At 51.8% G+C, this 20,777-nt stretch carries 20 protein-coding genes and 1 riboswitch; of the genes, 9 read left to right on the plus strand and 11 right to left on the minus strand.

Annotation, left to right across the window (positions count from 1 at the left end):
- Positions 1 to 119: 119 nt before the first annotated feature.
- From FD25_RS11510 to FD25_RS11520, 3 genes are all read left to right on the plus strand, one after another.
- Positions 120 to 347: a heavy-metal-associated domain-containing protein gene (locus FD25_RS11510; protein ID WP_057804434.1), complete on the plus strand. Its 228-nt coding sequence runs from the start codon at positions 120 to 122 to the stop codon at positions 345 to 347.
- A 19-nt stretch (positions 348 to 366) separates the two neighbouring features.
- Positions 367 to 918: a ferritin-like domain-containing protein gene (locus tag FD25_RS11515; RefSeq protein WP_057804435.1), complete on the plus strand. Its 552-nt coding sequence runs from the start codon at positions 367 to 369 to the stop codon at positions 916 to 918.
- Positions 919 to 1,174: 256 nt separating this feature from the next.
- Positions 1,175 to 3,076: a heavy metal translocating P-type ATPase gene (locus FD25_RS11520; RefSeq protein WP_057804436.1), complete on the plus strand. Its 1,902-nt coding sequence runs from the start codon at positions 1,175 to 1,177 to the stop codon at positions 3,074 to 3,076.
- A 100-nt stretch (positions 3,077 to 3,176) separates the two neighbouring features.
- Here the strand turns inward: FD25_RS11520 and FD25_RS11525 are convergent, their stop codons facing one another.
- The 5 genes from FD25_RS11525 to FD25_RS11545 all read right to left on the minus strand — a co-directional run bounded on the left by FD25_RS11525 (position 3,177) and on the right by FD25_RS11545 (position 8,047).
- Positions 3,177 to 3,674, minus strand: coding sequence for a hypothetical protein (locus FD25_RS11525; protein WP_057804437.1), 498 nt, complete (start codon positions 3,672 to 3,674; stop codon positions 3,177 to 3,179).
- Positions 3,675 to 4,116: 442 nt separating this feature from the next.
- Positions 4,117 to 4,644, minus strand: a complete 528-nt coding sequence (locus FD25_RS11530; protein ID WP_057804438.1) for an NEAT domain-containing protein — start codon at positions 4,642 to 4,644, stop codon at positions 4,117 to 4,119.
- A gap of 1 nt (position 4,645) precedes the next feature.
- Positions 4,646 to 5,806: an NEAT domain-containing protein gene (locus tag FD25_RS11535; RefSeq protein WP_057804439.1), complete on the minus strand. Its 1,161-nt coding sequence runs from the start codon at positions 5,804 to 5,806 to the stop codon at positions 4,646 to 4,648.
- Between the two features lie 28 nt (positions 5,807 to 5,834).
- Entirely contained in the window at positions 5,835 to 7,046 is a 1,212-nt protein-coding gene (locus FD25_RS11540; RefSeq protein ID WP_057804440.1) for an Ig-like domain-containing protein, read from the minus strand.
- A 191-nt stretch (positions 7,047 to 7,237) separates the two neighbouring features.
- Entirely contained in the window at positions 7,238 to 8,047 is an 810-nt protein-coding gene (locus FD25_RS11545) for an Ig-like domain-containing protein (RefSeq protein WP_057804441.1), read from the minus strand.
- A 218-nt stretch (positions 8,048 to 8,265) separates the two neighbouring features.
- Between FD25_RS11545 and FD25_RS11550 the strand changes: the two genes are divergently transcribed.
- The 3 genes from FD25_RS11550 (at position 8,266) to FD25_RS11560 (ending at position 12,080) form a co-directional block, all read left to right on the plus strand.
- A complete protein-coding gene (locus FD25_RS11550; RefSeq protein WP_057804442.1) occupies positions 8,266 to 9,108 on the plus strand; it encodes an aldo/keto reductase in 843 nt (280 codons plus the stop codon).
- 414 nt (positions 9,109 to 9,522) lie between these two features.
- Positions 9,523 to 11,010, plus strand: a complete 1,488-nt coding sequence (zwf, locus tag FD25_RS11555; RefSeq protein ID WP_057804443.1) for a glucose-6-phosphate dehydrogenase — start codon at positions 9,523 to 9,525, stop codon at positions 11,008 to 11,010.
- Between the two features lie 287 nt (positions 11,011 to 11,297).
- Positions 11,298 to 12,080 carry a glucose 1-dehydrogenase gene (locus tag FD25_RS11560; RefSeq protein ID WP_057804444.1) on the plus strand — a complete coding sequence of 261 codons (783 nt, stop codon included), beginning with the start codon at positions 11,298 to 11,300 and terminating at the stop codon, positions 12,078 to 12,080.
- A 155-nt stretch (positions 12,081 to 12,235) separates the two neighbouring features.
- Here the strand turns inward: FD25_RS11560 and FD25_RS14355 are convergent, their stop codons facing one another.
- Entirely contained in the window at positions 12,236 to 12,514 is a 279-nt protein-coding gene (locus FD25_RS14355; protein WP_225428562.1) for a GNAT family N-acetyltransferase, read from the minus strand.
- A gap of 89 nt (positions 12,515 to 12,603) precedes the next feature.
- Here FD25_RS14355 and FD25_RS11570 point away from each other — a divergent pair, with 89 nt between their 5' ends.
- Positions 12,604 to 13,077: a MarR family winged helix-turn-helix transcriptional regulator gene (locus FD25_RS11570; RefSeq protein WP_083484160.1), complete on the plus strand. Its 474-nt coding sequence runs from the start codon at positions 12,604 to 12,606 to the stop codon at positions 13,075 to 13,077.
- A 106-nt stretch (positions 13,078 to 13,183) separates the two neighbouring features.
- Complete coding sequence (gene gndA / locus FD25_RS11575) at positions 13,184 to 14,626, plus strand: NADP-dependent phosphogluconate dehydrogenase (RefSeq protein ID WP_057804445.1); 1,443 nt, start codon at positions 13,184 to 13,186, stop codon at positions 14,624 to 14,626.
- 123 nt (positions 14,627 to 14,749) lie between these two features.
- On the opposite strand, the gene FD25_RS11580 is transcribed toward gndA, so the two are convergent.
- The 3 genes from FD25_RS11580 to FD25_RS11590 form a co-directional block, all read right to left on the minus strand.
- Positions 14,750 to 15,730, minus strand: coding sequence for an agmatine deiminase family protein (locus FD25_RS11580; protein ID WP_057804446.1), 981 nt, complete (start codon positions 15,728 to 15,730; stop codon positions 14,750 to 14,752).
- A gap of 176 nt (positions 15,731 to 15,906) precedes the next feature.
- Positions 15,907 to 16,173 (minus strand): hypothetical protein, encoded by a 267-nt coding sequence (locus tag FD25_RS11585; protein WP_057804447.1) that lies wholly within the window; start codon positions 16,171 to 16,173, stop codon positions 15,907 to 15,909.
- Positions 16,174 to 16,264: 91 nt separating this feature from the next.
- Positions 16,265 to 16,906 (minus strand): SDR family oxidoreductase, encoded by a 642-nt coding sequence (locus FD25_RS11590; RefSeq protein WP_057804448.1) that lies wholly within the window; start codon positions 16,904 to 16,906, stop codon positions 16,265 to 16,267.
- A 242-nt stretch (positions 16,907 to 17,148) separates the two neighbouring features.
- On the opposite strand from FD25_RS11590, the gene FD25_RS11595 reads away from it, so the two are divergent.
- Positions 17,149 to 17,496, plus strand: a complete 348-nt coding sequence (locus FD25_RS11595) for a hypothetical protein (RefSeq protein WP_057804449.1) — start codon at positions 17,149 to 17,151, stop codon at positions 17,494 to 17,496.
- A 54-nt stretch (positions 17,497 to 17,550) separates the two neighbouring features.
- On the opposite strand, the gene FD25_RS11600 is transcribed toward FD25_RS11595, so the two are convergent.
- Together FD25_RS11600 and FD25_RS11605 are read right to left on the minus strand one after the other, a co-directional pair.
- Positions 17,551 to 18,114, minus strand: coding sequence for a redoxin domain-containing protein (locus tag FD25_RS11600; protein WP_057804450.1), 564 nt, complete (start codon positions 18,112 to 18,114; stop codon positions 17,551 to 17,553).
- Positions 18,115 to 18,325: 211 nt separating this feature from the next.
- A riboswitch (M-box (ykoK) riboswitch) is annotated at positions 18,326 to 18,489 on the plus strand.
- Positions 18,490 to 19,203: 714 nt separating this feature from the next.
- Complete coding sequence (locus FD25_RS11605) at positions 19,204 to 20,490, minus strand: cation:dicarboxylate symporter family transporter (protein WP_057804451.1); 1,287 nt, start codon at positions 20,488 to 20,490, stop codon at positions 19,204 to 19,206.
- Positions 20,491 to 20,777: the final 287 nt, after the last annotated feature.

The raw sequence follows: 20,777 nt of genomic DNA on the forward strand, positions 1-20,777 counted from the left end.
ATAAAATTTAGAACACCGAAAATTTTTAAACTTTTTGAGGCTAACTTGATTTGAGTCAAGTTTTCTTCGATGCCCTGCCCGTATACTAGGTTTTGTTATCAAGACAGGAGGAATTCAATATGAATAAAGTAACCATGAAATTAGGCGATCTGACGTGCCCATCTTGCATGACCAAGATCGAAGGCGCCCTGAACCACCAAACCGGCGTCCAAAACGTCAAAGTCCTGTTTAACGCCAGCAAGATCAAAGCCGAATTTGACGACAGTCAAACCTCCGCCGATGACCTGGCCAACGTGGTCACCGACCTTGGCTACGAAGTGAAGAGTTCTAAAGTTAAAGCCCTCTAATTTAGAAAGGAAGTTTCCCATGACCACATCGATTGAAGACCGTTACGCTGCCGAACAAGCCCAAACCGACCACGACCACCACGTCCCAACGGCCGGCGCCATGACCAACCACATCCTGGCCAACCTGCACATCTCCATCGTGAAGTTCCACCAAGTTCAGTGGTCGATTAAGGGCCCGTTAGCCCTGAGTGTCCGTACGTTACTGAACACCTACATCGCCACTTACCGTCAACAATTCGACGCGTTAGGTGAACTGCTCTTGGACGAAGGCGAAATCGTCTCGACCACCACCCAAGAGTTTCACGACTACAACATGTTAAACGAAAGTGGCGCCAAGAAGTACCTCAGTGCCGAAGACCAAGTCAGTGAGCTGGTCCACGACGCCGACACCCACAACCTCTTCATCGACCGAGCCATCAAGTTAGCTGAAAACGAAGAACGGCCAGCATTAGCCGCTTTCCTGATCAGCCTACGGGGAACCAACAACCACATCATCCGCGAACTGCAAGCCGTCTTGGGCAACGATGCTCGCGACGGGCTGGACGAAGAAGACGATGATGACGAAGATTAACGCCTTCAAGGCCGAGACTGCGAGCTGGGCCTAGTCAAAAAAACGTCCCAATTTCCGCAATGGAAGTTGGGACGTTTTTTGATTGTTAGCTGCTGACTTAATGATGAATGTTTTTCTTCGTTAACAGAAACTCACAACTTTTCTTGCTTACTTGATTTACATCAAGTTAAAGGGATTATTTCCCGCGCATAATGAACTCATCAATTAAGGAAATCGCTAATTTACTCAATCCCCACGTTAGAAAGGAACGATTGACATGACAGTTCAACGTTATATTTATCAGCACACCACCCCAATCACCTTCTGGTCGGCCGGCCTCATCATTCTCGGGTTTCTTAACACCTGGTTCGTCCACCTCAGCGCCGTGACCGCTACCGCCTGGATCATTGCATCCGTGATTGCCGCGGCCCCCATCGTCTTACGGGCCATCAGCGCGTTAAAGGCCAAGGTCTTCAGTATCGAACTTTTGGTCAGCATCGCCGTTATCGGCGCGTTTGCCATCGGCGAGTTCGAGGAATCCGCCATCGTGACCTTCCTCTTTCTCTTCGGATCCTACCTGGAACAAAAGACCCTGGCCAAGACCCGGGGCGCTATCAAGTCGCTGACCGACATGGCCCCGACCACCGCCACCCTGTTGGCCGCTAACGGCACCACCAGCGAAGTCGACGTCGACGATCTCGACGAAGGCGACGTGGTCATCGTCAAGGCCGGGGGGCAAGTTCCCGTTGACGGAACGGTCACCAGCGGGTCCGGTTACGTCAACGAGGCCTCCATTACCGGTGAGTCGCGCCCAATTAATAAGCAAACCGGCGACACCGTGTTCTCCGGGGCCATCGTCGAAAGTGGCACGGTCCAGATTACCGCCACCCAGGTCGGTGACGAGACCACCTTCGCTAAGATCATCGAACTGGTCGAAGAAGCACAAGACACCAAGTCGCCCGCCGAAAAGTTTATCGACAAATTTGCGCAATACTACACGCCCGCCGTTCTAGTCATTGCCATTCTGGTCTTTCTCTTCTCCCGTGATCTGCGGTTAGCTATCACGGTGTTGGTCCTAGGTTGCCCCGGAGCTCTGGTCATCGGGGCCCCCGTCTCCAACGTTGCCGGCATCGGGAACGGTGCCAAGCACGGCATTCTGATCAAGGGGGGCGACGTGGTCGACAGCCTGGCTAAAGTCGACACGCTAGTCTTCGATAAGACCGGGACCTTAACTACCGGTAAAATGACCGTCACAGCCACCCAAAGCTACACCACCGACCGTGCCTTATTAGCCGGGGTCGCCCAAGTCGAACAGACCTCCGACCACCCGTTGGCCCAGGCCATCGTCCAACACCTCAACGCCCACCTGACCGAATCCACCGCCGACATGACCACCGAAACTGTCAAGGGTCGCGGGATGATTGGGACCTGGCAGGGTGCGCCCCTCTACGTCGGCAACGCCAAGTTACTGACCGAAAACGACATTTCGTTGACCGCTGCCCAATTAAAAGACCTGCACACCATGCAAGACGACGGTCAATCCACGGTCTTAGTGGGTTACCAGGGGCAACTGGTCTACATCTTAGGGGTTGCCGACCAGATTCGTCCAGAAGTTCCGGCCGCTCTGGCCGCCTTGAAACGCCAAGGCATCAAGCATCTGGTCATGTTGACCGGGGATAACCAAGCCACCGCCGATGCCGTGGCCGCCTCGTTAGCCATCGACGAAGTTCACGCCGACCTCTTGCCGGCCGACAAAGTGACCTTCGTTAAGAAATTTCAAGACCAAGGCCGTCACGTGGCCTTCGTGGGCGACGGGATCAACGACAGCCCCTCGTTAGCCACTGCCAACATTGGGATTGCCATGGGTGGCGGGACCGACGTGGCCATCGAAACCGCCGACGTGGTGCTGATGCAGTCCAGCTTCACCGCCTTAAATCACGCGGTGGGGTTAGCCCGGAAGACGTCCGCCAACACCAAGCAAAACATCACCATCGCCATTCTGACCGTGGTCTTCCTGTTAATTGGTTTAGTCTACGGCTACATCTACATGGCCAGTGGGATGTTCGTCCACGAAGCGTCCATCCTGGTCGTAATCTTCAACGCTATGCGGCTGATTGGCTACCATCCCCGGGTTGCCAAGCAACACCCCGCAGCGTCACACCAACTTGCCACGAATTAAGTTTCCACTCGCAAAAGAGGTCATCCGTTCTATTTTCAGAACGGATGACCTCTTTTTTAAACGGCGTTAGCTCCCCCGAATAAATCACACCATTGGTTGCCTAGTTATCGTAGACGAAGCCCGGATAACGTTTAGCCGCCAGTTTTTTAGCCACGGCCTTACTGCGGTAATAGTGGGTACTGCCCCAGACGCCCGCCCCACCAGCGATGGTCAGAACCTGGTGTTTCCCAAACTTATGTAGGTTATAGTAATCCCCAGCCCCGGCGGATTGTTGCCAACCGTATACCCAGAGCCAATGGTAACCGTGGATCTTTTTGGTTTTTTCGGCCGTCCAATACTTAGCCGTTTTTAGGGCCTTTTTACCGACGTAAACCCGATGCTTTTTATACTTGCGTAAGTTCTTATTGGTCATGTGCACCTTGTAGAACTTCTTCTTTCCGTACCCAAAATTCGTGTACGTGTACCATTTCCCGAGCATCCCCTTGGGTAACCGACTATACGAATACCCAATACGCCCAGCCTGGACGGTCGTACTTAACGCGCCCGTCGCCAATAAAAACATGGCTATTACCAAGATTAACTTGATTCCCCGCTTCATTTGCTAAAATCCCCTTTCCATTTTAGGGCCATTAGATTTGTCCCGAGTAACGTCACACCCTACCGAAACCTTTAAGCCCAAACATCATCATATCACAACTGCTTTTCCTCCATCATGACCAACCAAAAAGGCGTCGAGAAATACTTTCTCAACGCCTAAGCTCATCACAATTAATGTCGCCGAGCAAACCAACTCACGCCACTAACCAGGACGATGACGCCCACGATACCGCCACCCAAAAGCCACTTGGTTCCGGCTCCCGCTGAAGCCCCCTGGTCTTTGAGCTCTTGGTGCGTCTGGTCGGTGGTTGGGGCCGTCGATGTCGAACTAGTTGCGGCGGCTGCCGCTTCCGTTGACGAAGTCGTCGCCGGGTGATGCTGGGTCGGCGCTTGCGCCGAACTGGCCGCTGACGCTGCTGAGGACTCACTACTGCTGGCTGACGCTATGGTAGCAGTAGTGCTAGCCCTTTTTTTGCCGGACGCGACTGACTAGCCGCTTGGGCCGTAACCGCCCGGATGTGGGCCTTTTTAGCCTTGAGTTTCGGTAACTGGGACGCCTTAAACTTAAAGGTAATGTCGTGTTTCGCCTGATAAACGTGCAACACGTTGATCGACAATTTAGCAGTGATCTTCTTTTTCAGGTTCTTAGTGGTAAACGTGTAGTAAACGTTCGAGTTGCCCGCTTTATCGCGGACCTTCCGGACGTTTTGCGGCGTTCCCCCGTTAACTTTAATCACCTGGACCGGATACTTCCCCAGCGTTTTCGCCGTCTTGAGGTGCATGGTCACGCGATACTGACTGTTCTTGACCGTTACCTGAGCCGGTCGCACGAAATACTTACTGGCCATCGAAGTTTTCGACGTCCCATAGGTCAACGCCGAGTAAGACACCGACTTAGCCTGAGCCGTAGTCGTTAACCCTAGCGTACTCAACGCCAGGACGGCGACCATTAAAAACCATGCTTTACGCATCTTAATTCCCCCGTTTCCAGAATAAGCCACCACTGATGAGACCAATGATTCCTAATACCATAGCGCCGGTTGCTCGCTGATCGTTAGTTTGGGGCAGCCGTTGCCCGGTAGCCGTGTGATGAGCCACCGCAGTTTCTGTCCCGGTCGGCGTTCCCGTGGCGGCTTGGGTCCCGGTAGTCGCGCTACCCCGGTGGCTAAATTTAAATTGGACCGTAAACGTCTGCTTGATGCCCACAGTCGGCACCACCACGTGCACCGTGCCCTTGATTTGATGCTTCAAAGTGGCCAACGTGGGGACGTCAAAGGTGTACGACACCGTGTAATAGTTGCCACTGGTCCCATAGACCACGTTTTGCGCTGGTTCACCGTTAGTGGTCACGGGTCTAAACCCGCTTTGGGTCATCCCCGCGTTCTTGGCGTACTTGACCGCCAGTTGGACCTGATAGTGGTCGCCCACCCGGTGGATCACGGCCGTGTGCGTGTAAAATTTATTGGCCGCCGAGACCGACTGACCGTTGGCCTGGAGGACCCGGTAAGTCCACCCTTGTGTCGTAGCCGGCGTGGACTTAACTGTTGGCGTAGCCCTTTGATGCGTCTTGACCTTTGCTACGGCCCGACTATTTTTAGTGGCCGTCGTCGGTTTGGGCGTGGTTGTCGCTGCTTTATCGGTGGCCGTCGTCGAACTCGACTGGGCCGCCTTAGTCTTGGTGGACGTAACGGCCGCCGTGGCCGCCTGATCCCAGACGAATTGGAACCACGCCTGGGTGGTCATTTTGCCCATTCCCGGCACCGTCACGTCGAAGGTCACGGGTAACGTGGCTTGGGCTTGTGGCACCGTAAACGTCAACTTTCCCGCGGTCAACGTCGCTGGTTGCTGGTCGACCGTAACGCGTTGTAATAATTTCTGGGCGTCGGGCTTAACCGGTAACGTTATCTGGTACTGCCCCTGCTTTACCGTGACCGTGGCTTGGTTGCCAAAATACTGTGCGGCCGTCGATGGTGTGGTCGTAGCTTGACCCGCGTGGTCTTGAACCACCGTCGTTGGAACGGTGTAGGTCCCCGCCGTCAAAGTGGTGGTCTGCGCGTGGGCGGTCATCCCACTCAGGCCAATTAACCCCAGCAGGCTCACCGCGAGACAGACCCACCCTCTTTTATTCAACATATGTTTATTCCCCCCAAATTCTTAAAGCTTATAGTTTGTTAAACGTCCAGGTCGTGGCCGGTGCGGGCGTTGCGGCCGCCTTAATCACGTGGTTTTGGGCGTTGACCACCTTAAACCGCTTGGCCGTGGTAAACCGGAGATACATGGTCTGCTGCTTGGCGTGCCGTGGCGCGTAGGTCACCCGCCAGAACGTCGTGGTTTTCGGTGTCACGTGGTAAGTGGCGTTAGCGACCCGCGTCTTGACCAGTTTACCGTGCTGGTAGACTTTCTGGGTCAACCCGGTCTGCTGACTGAAGGTCCAAACCTGCGTGTACCCGTTCGTGCCGGTGGCGTTCCAGGTTCCCGTTGGGGTCTTGACCGTAAACTTGGCCGCCTTCTTTGGCGCTTTCTTAGTGGCCTGCTTGACTGCCGCTTTTTGAACCGTGACCGTCTTAGTGGTGCTGATCTTGGCCTTGGTCGTGGTGATGGTCAGTTTAGTCTGAGCCTTTTGGGTCTTAGCCAGCTTGACGGTGTACTTTCCGGCCGCATTAGCCGTGGTCGACCCCAACTTGGTGCCGTGGCGCTTGACCACGACTTTGGCCCCTTGACTGGTCAGCCCCGTCACCGTTTTGGCGCGATTCGTCACGGTCTTCACCGTTAACCGTGGCTTGGTCACCGTCTTCACGGACTTAGCCGTTGTAGTTTTAGTGGTCATGCCCGGCGTGACTGACACCGTTGGGACTACGGAACTGGTCGTAGTACTCGTTGTGCTATCGGTCGACGAACTGACCGCCGCCGAGGAACTGCTCGTAGCATGATCCGCCGGTGTGACGACCGGGACGGTGGCCCAATCCAGCGTGATGACCGCCGACTCCGTCATGGCGCCCATCCCGGGGATCTGCAGGTTAAACGTGACGGGCACATTGGCCGTTGCCGGCGTGACGTTAAAGCCCAACGTCGAGCCGTTCAGGGCACTTTGCCCCGCAACCGTGACCGTCTTGATCAACATCTCGGCATGGTTCTGCATCGCCAGATTAACCTGAGCTTGGTCGCCCGTCACCGTGACTTGCGCGGTGTTCGCAAAGTATTTGGCCGCCGTAGAAGGCGTGCTGCCATCCGTTTGCACCAAAGTTGCCGGAATGGTGTATTCCCCAGCGGCCAGGGTACTGGCCTGCGCCGGTTTAATAGCGCTTACATTCAGCAACGTGATAATTATCATCAGTAGGCTCAAAAGGCCCGCTCTAACCCACTTAACTCGCATATGTATGCCTCCAAATAATCATAATTTTAAACTAACCTTAGTCTACCACAAGTTTAAATAGTATTTGGCGTAAACCGCTCATCTACAACATTATCATCATCGTTAACTGGTTTATCGAATGATTAACGACTAAAAAAAGCGCCGACTCCGTGGAGTCGACGCCCATCCCCATAATCTGAGGACTCATTGATTTAGTTCTTAGTGAACGTCCAGTTAGCCGCTGGGGCAACACCGGCCGTGGTCTTAACGACTTGGTTCTTGGCATTAACAATCTTAAATTTCTTAGCGGACGTGAAACGCATGTAGAAGTTGGAACTCTTCTTGGCGTTCTTTGGCGTGTAAGTGATCTTCCAGAACGTTGGCGTCTTAGCGTCGACACTGTACTTCGCGTAAGAAACTAAGGTCTTAACCTTCTTACCATTCTTGTAAAGGGTCTGGTTAAACCCAGTCTTTTGGCTGAAGGTGAGGACTTGGGAATACTTGTTAGCCGTGTTCGACTTCCAAGTTCCCGTTGGCGTCTTCACGGAGAAGCTTGCCGTAGATTTCTTAGCGGTCGTGGTCTTCTTGGCCGTCGTCTTAGTCGTGGTGGTCTTCTTCGTGGTCTTAGTGGCCGTCTTAGTCGCTGCCGCTTGTACCCGGATGATCCGGTAGAAGTAGGCCTTAGTCTTTGAGTTCGTGGCGTAAACATAAACGTTTGTGTCCTTCTTCAACGTCTTGGACAACTTAACGGTGTACTTCCCCGTCTTGCTGGAAGCCGTGGCCGTCGCCAGGTTCTTCTTCGCATTCTTGGTACTCTTTACGGTAATCTTGGAACCCTTAGTGGCGGTCCCCGTAATCGTCTTCGAGTTATTGTAAATGGCGTTAACCTTTAAACTTGGGCTAACGTAAGTTGACGTGGTCTTCTTCGTTGCCGCGTTAGCCGTGATGCCAGTTGCCGGTACCGTTGCGCCTAAAGTGGCCACCGTTACCAAGCCAGTTAATGCAACCATAAATTTCTTCATTATTCTGACTCCTTCAGTCTCTACCGGTAGGTCTCCACCGGCTAATTTATTAATCGACTCGTAGTATAACAGATTTTTTACAATTTAGTGACAGAATGTCGAGAGTTTAATAAAAATTAACTACCTTTTCTTAGCCGCGCCAAACGGGGTACCAGCGTTGCACCCACGGGATTAATCAACTACTGTAGACCCAATTCGTCTAGAAAGGTGATTATCTAATGGAAAAAACGTTTACGTTTGATGCTGATTTAACGGTCAATCGCTTAGGGTACGGGACCATGCAGCTTCCCGGAACCGGCGTCTGGGGACCGGCCGCCGACCCTGAGCACGCCCCACAGGTCATCGAAACGGCGATCGACAACGGCGTTAACTTCATCGACACGGCTGATGCTTACGGACCTCTGTACGCCAATCACTATCTTCGAGCCGCGTTGCGGGCCCGCCCACACGCTCACGTCATGGTGGCGACGAAGGTCGGCTACACCCGTCAGGGTCCCGGTATTTGGACCCCACTGGGCGCCCCACAATATCTGAAACAACAAGTGGAATTGAACCTCTTAACGTTGGGGCTGGACCACATCGATCTCTTACAACTTCACCGGATCGACCCTGACTACCCGTTAGCCGTTCAACTGGAGGCCTTAAAGGACCTGCAAAAGGAAGGTAAGATTCGCCACGTCGGCTTAAGTCAGGTAACCGTTGATCAGCTCAAGGCCGCCGAAAAGATCATGCCCATCGTTTCCGTACAAAATCAATATAATTTGATCAACCGCAGCGACGAGGCCCTGTTAACCTACTGTGAAGCACACCACATCGCCTTCATCCCTTGGTATCCTCTGGCCACCGGGAAACTCATCACCAACCCAACGTTACTCGCTATCGCTAAGAAATACGATGCCGTGCCATCGCAAATCGCGCTGGCCTGGTTGCTGCAGCGCTCTGATGTTATCCTCCCGATTCCGGGAACTAAATCCAGCAACCACGAATTACAGAACTTAAAGGCCCGTGACCTTACCTTAAGTGCCACCGACTTTGACGCCCTCAAAGCCCTTGCCAATTAACCAACCCGTTTTTAGAAAGCCAATCGGTTTATTCCGCGAGGCTTTTTTGTTACTCTTGACCTGGTAGCGATTACATCGGCACCCGTTTCGAAAGTCGTTTCCACGAAGATTTGCCGATTTAGTTTGCGTTTTCATGAAAACGCAAATACGATGTAAACGTTGATAGATGGGCATTGCAACCGGTTGTCTAAAATTTAAATTCTTGCTTTAAAAAGGTCGCTTTTCAGATTTAAATAGGGTATAATAACTTTCGAAGTGGTCTAGACATACTTTTTGGCTAGACAAACTCGCGGTGACGAGTTGAACTTGCCCTTCTCGTCAATGACCGGCAGTAACACCCGTTTTTCAAAGTAGTAGCTGAACTGATAACAAATTGGACCGTCTGGATTTAAACACTTAAGGAGTGACTATCTCGTGGCAACTGAACGCACAGCTTTATTCTTGTTCTTCGGTGGTACCGGTGACTTAGCATACCGGAAGCTTTACCCTAGTCTATTTAACCTTTATCGCAAAGGAAACTTACGGACCCATTTCGCCGTCGTCGGGACCTCTCGGCAGGCTATGGATCACGAAAAGTTCCGGGCAGCCGTTAAGAAGTCTTTAGCGGACAGCGGTAACCGGGTAGAATCGAAAGAAGCCACTGACTTCATTTCCCATTTCTACTACCAAGCTCACGATGTGACCGACACCGCGCACTACGCCGTGGTCAAGGACCTACTCGACAAGCTGGACAAAAAGTACAAGTTACAAGGCAACCGGATTTTCTACCTCTCCATGGCGCCTCAATTCTTCGGCACGATTGCCCAAGACTTGAAGACCCAAGGGTTGATGTCCGATAACAAGGATGCCTTCAACCGTCTGGTCATTGAAAAGCCATTCGGTCGGGATTACGATTCCGCTAAGCAATTAAACGACGCCCTCAGCAAGTCCTTTGAAGAAGACCAAATCTTCCGGATCGACCACTACTTGGGTAAGGAAATGATCCAAAACATCGAAGCGCTACGTTTCGGGAACACCTTAGTCGAATCCCTTTGGAACAACCGGTACATCGATAACATCCAAGTGACGTTATCCGAAAAGCTGGGGGTTGAAGAACGGGCTTCCTACTACGACAACAGTGGGGCTTTGCGGGATATGGTCCAAAACCACATCATGCAAATCGTCAGCCTGTTAGCCATGGAACAACCAGTGGCCTTTACGGACACCGATATCCGGGCTGAAAAGGTGAAGGCTTTACGGAGCTTACGGGTCTACAACGTGGCTGACGCGGCGACTAACTTCGTCCGTGGGCAATACGGGTCGATCAACGACCAACCCGACTACCGTCACGAAGACAACGTACCGAACGATTCCACGACCGAAACGTTCGTGGCCGGCAAGTTATTATTCGACAACTACCGGTGGTCCGGAACCCCATTCTACGTTCGGACCGGGAAGATGCTCGCCGACAAGTTTACGCGGGTGGACGTGGTCTTCAAGCGTCCATTAGTCGACATCTTCGCCTTCCCACAAAGTCAATCCACACCATTGGCCGCCAACGTGCTGACCATCTTCGTGGAACCACACGCCGGGTTCTCCCTGCAACTGAACGCCAAGACCAACGACACTGGTTTCCAAACGGAACCAATCAAGTTGGACTACTTGGTGGATGCTGAAAAGTCCAAGGAAACGCCAGAACCTTACGAACGTCTGTTGCACGACGTGATGAAGGGCGACGGGACCAACTTCTCCAGTTGGCCAGAAGTTTCCTACGCTTGGAAGTTTGTGGATCAAATTCGTCGCGTTTGGGACTTACAAGAACCTAACTTCCCGAACTACACGCCACATTCCATGGGCCCAGCCGCAGCCGAAGAGCTGATCCAACGCGATCACCGCGAATGGATCTACCGGTTGAACCACTAACACTAAACTTAACGTCATCAAAAAGGCCATCCCCTGGGGGTGGCCTTTTTACTGTCCCGACTTCCCTTAAGAACTGTTACCAGCGATTGGCAACCCACCTGATAAAAACTTTTTTATCCCAGCCTAATTTCCCGAGTTCACGGGTCTGCCACGCCTTTACCATCTTGTGAATAAATTGACAACTTTTCAAAAAAAGTTTTATGATGAAAGCGGTTTAATACTACGAACTCCGCGCGTTTATTTCTAACCCCCGGTGCCGTAGACTACATATCAAGGGAGATCTTCGTATGTCAAAATTGCCAGAATTTTCAAGTGATTTCTTCCGTCTCGATCATAAAGCCGCCATCGTGACCGGTGGCGCCTCTGGATTGGGATTTTACTACACCAAGGCCCTCCTACGCTCGGGTGCCCGGGTCTTGGTCGTGAGCCGGACCGACAAGAACTGGGAAACCATCCGGTCGATGGACGACGTTTCCTCCGGTCAAGTGGCCTTCTTTAAGTGCGACTTAACGGCCCCCAACGCGGCCAAGCAGATTACGGAAGCCGCGCAAAAACAGTTCGACCACATCGATATTCTGGTCAACAACGCCGGCATGCAACTGCGCAATAACTGGCGGGACTTTAAGGACGACGACTGGCGGAAGGTCCTGGACCTGAACCTAAACGCGTTGTACTACCTATCCCACGAAGTTGCCAAGGTCATGGCCGATCAGGGCCACGGCAAGATCATCAACATCGGGTCGATGCAGTCCTTCCGGGCCGGGAAATTTATCTTCCCTTACACCGCCAGCAAACACGCCGTTGTGGGGCTGACCAAGGCTTACGCCGACGCTTTAGCCGGGGACAACATTCAGGTCAACGCCATCGCACCGGGGTATATCGACACGCCGATGACCAAGGCCCTCCAAAACGACCCGCAACGCAACCAAGAAATCTTAGCGCACATCCCCGCCGGTCACTGGGCGCAACCCCGCGAACTCATGGGGACCCTGGTCTTTCTGGCCAGTGAGGCCTCGAACTACGTTACCGGGACCACCATCCCCGTCGACGGTGGCTACCTCCTGCGCTAGGCCTGGCGCACCATCTTAATGTGTGGCGTGTGGTTAAATAAGAAGGGTTGCCCTTCCGCCGCGTAATTGAATTTTTCATAAAAATGTTGTTTATCAACCTGTGCCTCGATCACCACCGGCTGACCCGCAAAATCTTGGGCCAGTTCGGTGGTGATTTATTGCATCAGCAAGCGACCAACGCCCTGCCCCCGAACTTCCGGGACCGTCAGCACCCGGCCAAAGGTCGCGTGCCCCTGTTCGGTAAAGACCCGTGCGTAGGCGATGAGGTGACCATCCTGATAGCCTAGAATGTGTTGGGCCGTCCGATCGATGGCGTCGATTTCCTGGTAGACCCGCTTTTGCGCCACCACAAAGGTCCGTGTACGTTCATATGCAAGATCATAGAATTCCGGAGTCGTGAGCTGTTCAAAGGGTTTAACTTGCCAATTTATCATTTTTATCCCGTCACTTTCGTGTTATGATTGATGGCAAGTATGACACCTTTTAATTGCAAATGCAACTATTATTTTTGAGGAGCTTAAACATGCCAAATTCATTTCGGAGTATCGGGTTGATTGCGCGCGCCACATCGAGCATGGGTAATCACCTCTTTAGCCAACAAAACCTGCAAAACAACCAGTTTCTCTACCTGCTGCACATCTTAGATTCCCCGGGAATCACCCAAGCCGAGCTGGCGGCCCAGCTGCACGTCGACCCGTCGACCTGTCTACGGACCGTCCGCAAGTTGATTACCGGCGGCTACCTGGTGCGCCAGGCCGATCCGGCGGACAAGAAACGGAAGTGCCTGGTACCCACCGAACAGGCCCACGCCTTTTACCCCCAACTGCAACACTACGAACAAACGCTGCTGACCGTGGGGACGACCGATTTTTCGGCCGGCGAACGGTTAATGCTCGAAGAATTATTGGCCCGGGTGGCAACCAACATCGAACGCCTGCAAGCAGACCCCACGCGGTTTGAACACGGGTGCACCCCACCGCAAGATGAAAATAAGTAACAATTTTCAAACAATAGGGTTAAAATATTTCACTTTCAGATTGTGAGATGATACACTTATCCCTGTAAGGCCTGATTTAATTCTGAAACATAAAGGAAGGTTACTAATGGCAGATCAAAAAGCAAACATTGGTGTTGTTGGTATGGCGGTCATGGGCAAGAACTTAGCCCTGAACATTGAAAGTCGCGGTTACACGGTTGGTATTTACAACCGTTCTGATTTCCGGACCAAGGACGTCATGAAGGACCACAGCGAAAAGAAATTAATTCCAAGTTACTCAGTAGCTGACTTCGTGAAGTCACTGGAAACCCCACGGCGGATTCTTTTGATGGTTAAGGCTGGTAAGCCAACCGACGCCGTCATCCAAGAACTCTTACCATTGTTGGACAAGGGTGACGTCTTAATCGATGGTGGGAACACGAACTTCCACGATACCATGGCCCGTAACGCTGAACTCGACAAGTCCGGGATCAACTTTATCGGCATGGGGGTATCCGGTGGTGAACTGGGTGCCTTACAAGGTCCATCCTTAATGCCTGGTGGTCAAAAGGAAGCTTACGATTTGGTTGCGCCTATTTTGGAACAAATCTCTGCTAAGGCTCCTCAAGACGGCAAGCCATGTGTTTCTTACATCGGCCCTAACGGTGCTGGCCACTACGTTAAGATGGTCCACAACGGGATCGAATACGGTGATGAAGAGCTGATCGACGAAAGCTACAACATCATGCGTAACGTTGCCGGCATTTCCGTTGACGAGATGGCTGACATCTTCAAGGAATGGAACAAGGGCGAATTGGACAGCTACTTGGTTGAAATCACCGCTGACATCTTGACTCGTAAAGATGACTTAGGTGACGACAAGAACTTACCAATCATCGACGCCATCCTGGACCGTGGGAACAACAAGGGGACTGGTAAGTGGAGTTCCGAAGATGCGTTGAACATCCAAGTTCCACAATCCGTCATCACTGAATCCGTTTACGCTCGTTACATCTCCATGATGAAGGACGAACGGGTTAAGGCATCCAAGGTCTTACCAGCTGCTGAAAAGCAAGGTAACGTTGACTTTGGTGACAAGACTGAATTCATTGAAAAGGTTCGTCAAGCCCTCTTCTTCAGTAAGTTGATGAGTTACGCCCAAGGGTTCGAACAACTCCGGGTCGCTTCCGAAACCTACGATTGGAACTTACAATTCGGTGAATTAGCACAAATCTGGCGTGGCGGTTGCATTATCCGGGCCCAATTCCTGCAAAACATCACCGACGCCTTCGACAAGGATCCTAAGTTGACCAACTTACTCTTTGATGACTACTTCAAGGACATCTCCAAGAAGTATCAACAATCCGTTCGTGACGTGGTTGCTTTGGCCGTTCAAGCCGGGATTCCTGTTCCTAGCTTCTCCGCTGCTATCACCTACTACGACAGTTTCCGGGCAGAAGTCTTACCTGCTAACTTGTTGCAAGCACAACGGGACTACTTCGGGGCACACACCTACGAACGTCGGGACCGTAAGGGTGACTTCCACTACTCATGGTACGAAGAACAATAAATCTTTAAATCTAGTATTAAAAAGGACGTCCTCCGGGGCGTCTTTTTTCTGGCGTAAAATGCCGGTCTACCGGCGATGCTTAGATTCTTTGTTCACCAGCAACGGGCTAATTAGCTGACGATCTCATTTCTCGAATTTGCCGTGAGGCACCTCCCAGGTCAGGCAATGCACGGACCCGCCCAGCGTGGACAAGTGCCCCACCGACACTGGGATCACCGGTTGGTTGACGTGCCGTTGAATCAGCCGCAACACGGCGTGGTCCTGTCTTAACCCGTACTGGGGCACGTACACGGCGTGAGGCGTCTGAAGCATGTTGATGTACAGCCCCTTCGCCGAGGCGATGTGACGGTCATACTGTCCCTTAGCGGTGTAGGCCGATGGCAGCGTCACCATCGTCATGTCCGGCACTGTCTGGTGAATCGCTCGTTTGACCCGGGCTAAGAAACCAGGGTCCTCTCGAAAGTCGTTCACGAACAGGGTCCGTTTCCCGATAAACTTGACCATACCGTCACTGTGGCCCAGCACATCCCCGGGTTCTTTTGGAATGATGATGACGTGCCGCACGGCTAATTTTCGTTGGAGTTCCTGCACAATTTCTCGGTGTGACCAGTCCGGATTATCTCGCCAGATTTGACGCGTCACCACCACGGTATCGTGACCGTTCCATTGCACGTTCCCTCCGTCTAGAACCAGTGGCGACGACGTGTAGTGGTAACGTCGATTCAGAAATTTGGTGAACTGACGGTTCAGGTACCGTCCATCCGCTTGGGGTAAATAACTCGGTCGATAATCGAACTTGACCATCCGGGTCGTGATCACCGGCGCCACGTCGCGCAACCAGATATCGGGATAGTGAAACTTCGTGTGCCGTAACGTCGTGACCTTCGTTGTTAACGTGGTAAACGTATCGCCCGCCGCTGCGTGGTATTGCAAAGCCCGATTAAACCGCTGCAGGTCCTTTAAAAACGGGCGGTAATACGTATCCGTTGAATCCGGTAAGGCCGTGTAAATCGTTTCCGTGGGCTGACGAACCGCCCCCAGTCCTAGTAATCCCAGCATAATCATCAGTAGCCCCCCACCACTCAGCCAAATTTTTTTAGTCATGATACTTGCTCCTTCCCTAACTGGCCTGAGTGTAGCACGCGTTTGCGTTTAATTAATTATTAAAAAATATAACCCCGGCCGGTCGCCAAAAATTCGGGCTTGACAGGTTGGGGTTATATTAAATAAATAAAAAACGACCAGTTCGGTTGAACCGGTCGCTACTTTAGAGTCTTCACTTATTGGCGGGTGTGTCCGCCCACATGGGTGACGCCGCCTAACTGTTCTTCTAACGTCAGTTGAATTGCGTGCAGGCTTTCCCACCGATCAATTTCAGTGGCAAGCCCCGCCTGCCACTGGGCCTTCTCGCGGCTTTTTTCAATAAACCGATCCCAGTTGCCATCGGCCGTTAGTTCATCAACATTTTGCCGCCACTTGCGCCATTCATCTAGGTGGTGCGCCAGTTCGCGGGCTTCCGGTGGGGCTAACACTAAGTTCTCAGTCATCAGGGGTGACCTCCTTCAGGGTGTCGTGCTCAGCTTATCTAATTTATAAGCTAATTATACCAAAACCAGAACTAATTCGCCGGCCTGCCGCTCACAGCTGCGCTAAAATCTGAGGAATCGACTGATCCCCCTGTAACAGCGGAATTGTTTTGCCCACGGTCCGTTCATCGTGCAGCGCCGCCACCAAAAAGGCCGCCACATCCCCGCGTGGGACGCTCCCAACGGCTAACGGGTCACTCTTCAAACGACCGGTGGCTGGGTGAAAGGACAACGCACCAGGTTCCACGATGGTGTAGTCCAGGTGTGTCTGATGAACTAACCAATGATCCGCGTAGAATTTGGCGACGTACAAGGCCTGTAGGGGCGCCGCCCACCGGTTACGATCCTCGGCAAAGAGCATGCTGATCATTAAGAACCGCGACACCCCGGCAATTTCGGCGGCCTGCATGGTTTTGACCGCGCCGTCCAGATCAATTAACAGGGTCATGTCGTCTTTGGTCCGACTGCCCGACCCCGCCGCAAAGATCAGCGCGTCCACCCCCAGCAATTGACTACCTAAGGTTTCGGGCTTGCTTAACAGATCGAAGTCGCAGACCTTGATGCCCTGATCCTCCCAGTCTTCCCGATCCTCTCCGGGTCGTAATCCGGCGACCGGGGTATCACCTCTAGCGATAAGCTGTTGCATGACTAGTCGACCAATCTGACCGTTAGCCCCCACCACAAACACCTGCATTGCGCTAAGCTCCCTTCCCGCTACTTATGGGTCTAATTATACACTAGCAGCCGTGGACCGGCTGAGATTCGCTAAAATTGGCGTTTAACGCGGCATACCGCGCCTCCGATTTAGTTATCTGAACCACCCAATCCGTAAAATCCGGGAATCGAGTCTTTACCGGTCGCTAAAAAGTGCCATAATAGAAAAGGGTGTGGTTGATTGCCAACCACTGTCGCGATAACTTAAAGGAGGTCCCGAGTTTGTCAGACTCAGAATTAACAATTACCGACTTGGACGAAAACGCCCAACAAACCGCTTTAGCCGAATTTGCGCATTTTTACATTGCACATTTTAAGCAAAATAATTTGGAAATCTTGTCCCAATACCGGGTCGACTATTCCATGAACGATATCAACCGATACCTGTTCGAAAACCGCTTCTTCTCCCCGGAAGAACTCATTGCCGGCGTCTTGAAGTATAAGCGGCCGCTGTTCTTGAACATTTTAAAAACCGTCGACATGACGTTTAACGCCAATGGTTCGCTCAAGGATAACACTTGGGAGGGCTGGTACCACCAAAACTACGCCAGAATCGAACAAGGGATCTAACGAAAAAACGACTCGCCCATCTTCGGATGTGCGGGTCGTTTTGTTTAGGTTCACTTAAATTTTACCCACGAGATCGGTTCCGGGCTTTAACGTCTGTTCACCAGGATGCCAGTTGGCGGGGCACACCCGATCGCCGTGTTCCGCCACGAACTGGGCCGCGGTCAGCGTCCGTAAGATTTCGTCGGCGTTACGGCCAATTCCCATGTCGTTGATGGTGTAAGACCGGACTTGTCCTTTAGGATCCAGGATAAAGACGCCCCGGTAAGCCTGCCCTAAGTCTTCGTTCAAGACCTCGAAGTGCCGGGCTAAGACGCCTGCGGGATCGGCAATCATCGGGTAAGTGACCTTGCCCACCTCGGGACTTTGGTCGTGCCAGGCCTGATGAACGAACTCGGTATCTTCGGACACGCTGTAGATTTCGGCATTTTGGGCCTGGAAGGCGGCGTAATGGTCAGCCAGATCGCCTAATTCGGTCGGACAAACGAACGAAAAATCGGCCGGGTAGAAGAAGACCACGGACCAATGCCCGAGCAAATCGGCTTGGGTAACGGGCTTAACGTCCCCATCCTGATACGCGTTTACTTGAAAATCGGGTAACTCTGAACTAATAAAATTCATGAAAAACGACTCCCCTCAATTCGATTTAGGTTTCACGTTAAGCATACGCGCTTTAGCAAACTTAATCAAGAATGATTCTAAATTAGGAGTTGATTAGTCCTAAACGTCGGCTCTACTTGGTAATATTAATATTATAATGATTAGTTTCTTCAAAAAATGCGTTGTCCTTGCACTCTGAGAAAAATTCGGGTAAACTAACTTTGTAAAATAAATTAGAAGCTGTTAGGTGAGGCTCCTATACGGAAAATGCTACTGCTCAGAAACGTCGAGAAACGCCAATGAGTCAGCTGTTCAGGTCAACATAAGGCCTGATCTAATGTAGCTGTTGAATAAACTACGCCGTATAGTGCTAAAACTCAACGACTAGCTGGTTTACGTTCACATGCTATTTGATGTGCGCCCGGCTAGTTCTGTAGCCGGGCGCTTTTAAGTTACATTCAAAAAACGATGGAGGTGATGAACATGACGAAATTAAAAGATGACCCTGGAGCGTGTCACTCTCTGGTGGGAAAGATAGCGTTGGTTCATCCCTCCTGGTTGACGCCTGGAGAAACCACCAGTTAAGCTAGCTTTCCCGGTCCGGACGCCGTAGCTTGATGCGGCGAGTTCGGCCTTAGATTTTAGAAACGATCCGTTAGTCCGCCGTTATCTCAGATACCGTTGGCGTTAGAACCAACAGTTCCGTATCTGACCTTCCCGTACTCGTTTGGGGACTAACCGGTCGCAGCCATTTAATCGATAACGCAAGCTAGAGTTACGTTGTTTTTCCGGCCCTATCCCGCGATGACGCATTGACGTGTGAGCTTGGATAGGCAGCTTCACCACTCGGGGAACCCTGTGGGGGGAGAGCGCTAAGTAACTGACGCCGTTTCCACTATTTTGGTCGTTTAAAATCTGTCGTCGATCCCTGATCAAACCGGGACAACCGGTTATTGCCGTGAATAAGGGCCCTTACCCATGGGCTGATGGGAATCACCCCGCAAGTGGTCCCTTAACCACGCCAATGCGCTGATCGGGTGTAGTAAAATCCACTGAAACTAAAAAAGACCTCGTCGTAACCTGACGAGGTCTTTTTGTGATTTCTAGTGATTAGGCTTGTTTCCCGGCTCGCATATTGTCCAGGTAAGCCTGACTCTTCTCTTCGCTAAATTCATGTTCGGATTTCCCGATAACCACCGTGGCCAGGGAGTTCCCGACCACGTTGACGGCGGTCCGACCCATGTCGACTAACCGGTCGATCCCGGCGATAAAGGTCAACCCACTCATCGGTACCCCAATGGTGGAAACCGTCGCCAGCAAGACCACGAAGGACGCACCGGGAACCCCGGCCATCCCCTTACTCGTGATCATCAAGACCACCAACAAGGTGATTTGTTGACCCAGACTTAAGTTGATGTGGTAGGCCTGGGCTAAGAATAAGGCGGCCAAGGATTGATAAATGGCCGACCCATCCAGGTTGAAGGTGTAGCCGGTGGGAATCACGAAGGAGACGATCCCCTGGCTAACCCCAAACTTATCCATTTTATCGATCAACCGAGGTAACGTGGCTTCGGAACTGGCCGTGGAGAAGGCCAAGATAGCTTCGTCCTTAATCACCCGTAAGAGGTCCCACAACCGGAAGCCGAAGATCCGGGCAACCAGTCCCATGAAGACCAGGATAAAGACGGCCATGGTCGCGTAGGCCAACAAGATGAAGTATCCCAGTGGGGCTAACGCCGAGATCCCCATTTGCGCAATGGTCACCCCAATCAGGGCACAAACCCCGATTGGCGCCGTATGCATGACCCAATTAGTAACCCGGAACATAACTTGTGACACGGCATCCAAGAAGTCGATGATGATTTTTCCTTGCTTACCGATGGCTGCGGTCCCTAGGCCGAAGAAGACGGAGAAGAAGATCACGGGCATCATGTCACCCTCGGACAAGGATTTGAAGAAGTTCGTCGGAATGATCCCCATCAGGGTCGCCCAGATGCCCGTATTCTGGGCTGATTTAGCCGTAGAGACGTACTGGCTAATATCCGTACTATGTAATTGATGAATGTCGATAAACGACCCAGGATGGAAAATATTGCCGACTAACAACCCTAAGGCAATCGCAATCGTGGTCATAATTTCGAAGTAGATCAGGGTTTTCCCACCGACCCGACCTAATTGTTTGATATCTCCCATGTTAGCAATCCCAACGGTTAAACAGGACACCACGATTGGCAGAACGATCATTTGAATCAAGCCGATGAACATGTTCCCAATATTTTGCATGGCGGTAATGGCCATTTTGTTTTGGTAAAAAATGACCCCCAACACAATTCCTAAGACTAACCCAATTAAAATTTGCCAGCCTAAACTAAGCCGGTAACTCCGGTATCTTTTCATTATCTTCACCCATTCTCTCATAGTCTAATCGTTTTTTCAGAATTCATGCCACCTCATAATCATAGCACAAGCTTAGAAAAACGACGCACTTCACTAGAACGAAACTTCAAATTATCGCATTTAAGTTAATTAGCCGCCAGATTCAACGACTCTCACTGGGGGGCACGCTCCCACAAATGAGCAAAACTTAAACGGGGCATCACCGCCGTTAGTTAGATTTTTAACCATTGTACAAAAAAAGGAACTCATCACTGAGTTCCTACCGTTGCGTGGCAACGTCCTATCCT

The organism is Levilactobacillus acidifarinae DSM 19394 = JCM 15949, assembly GCF_001434835.1.
GTDB lineage: Bacteria > Bacillota > Bacilli > Lactobacillales > Lactobacillaceae > Levilactobacillus > Levilactobacillus acidifarinae.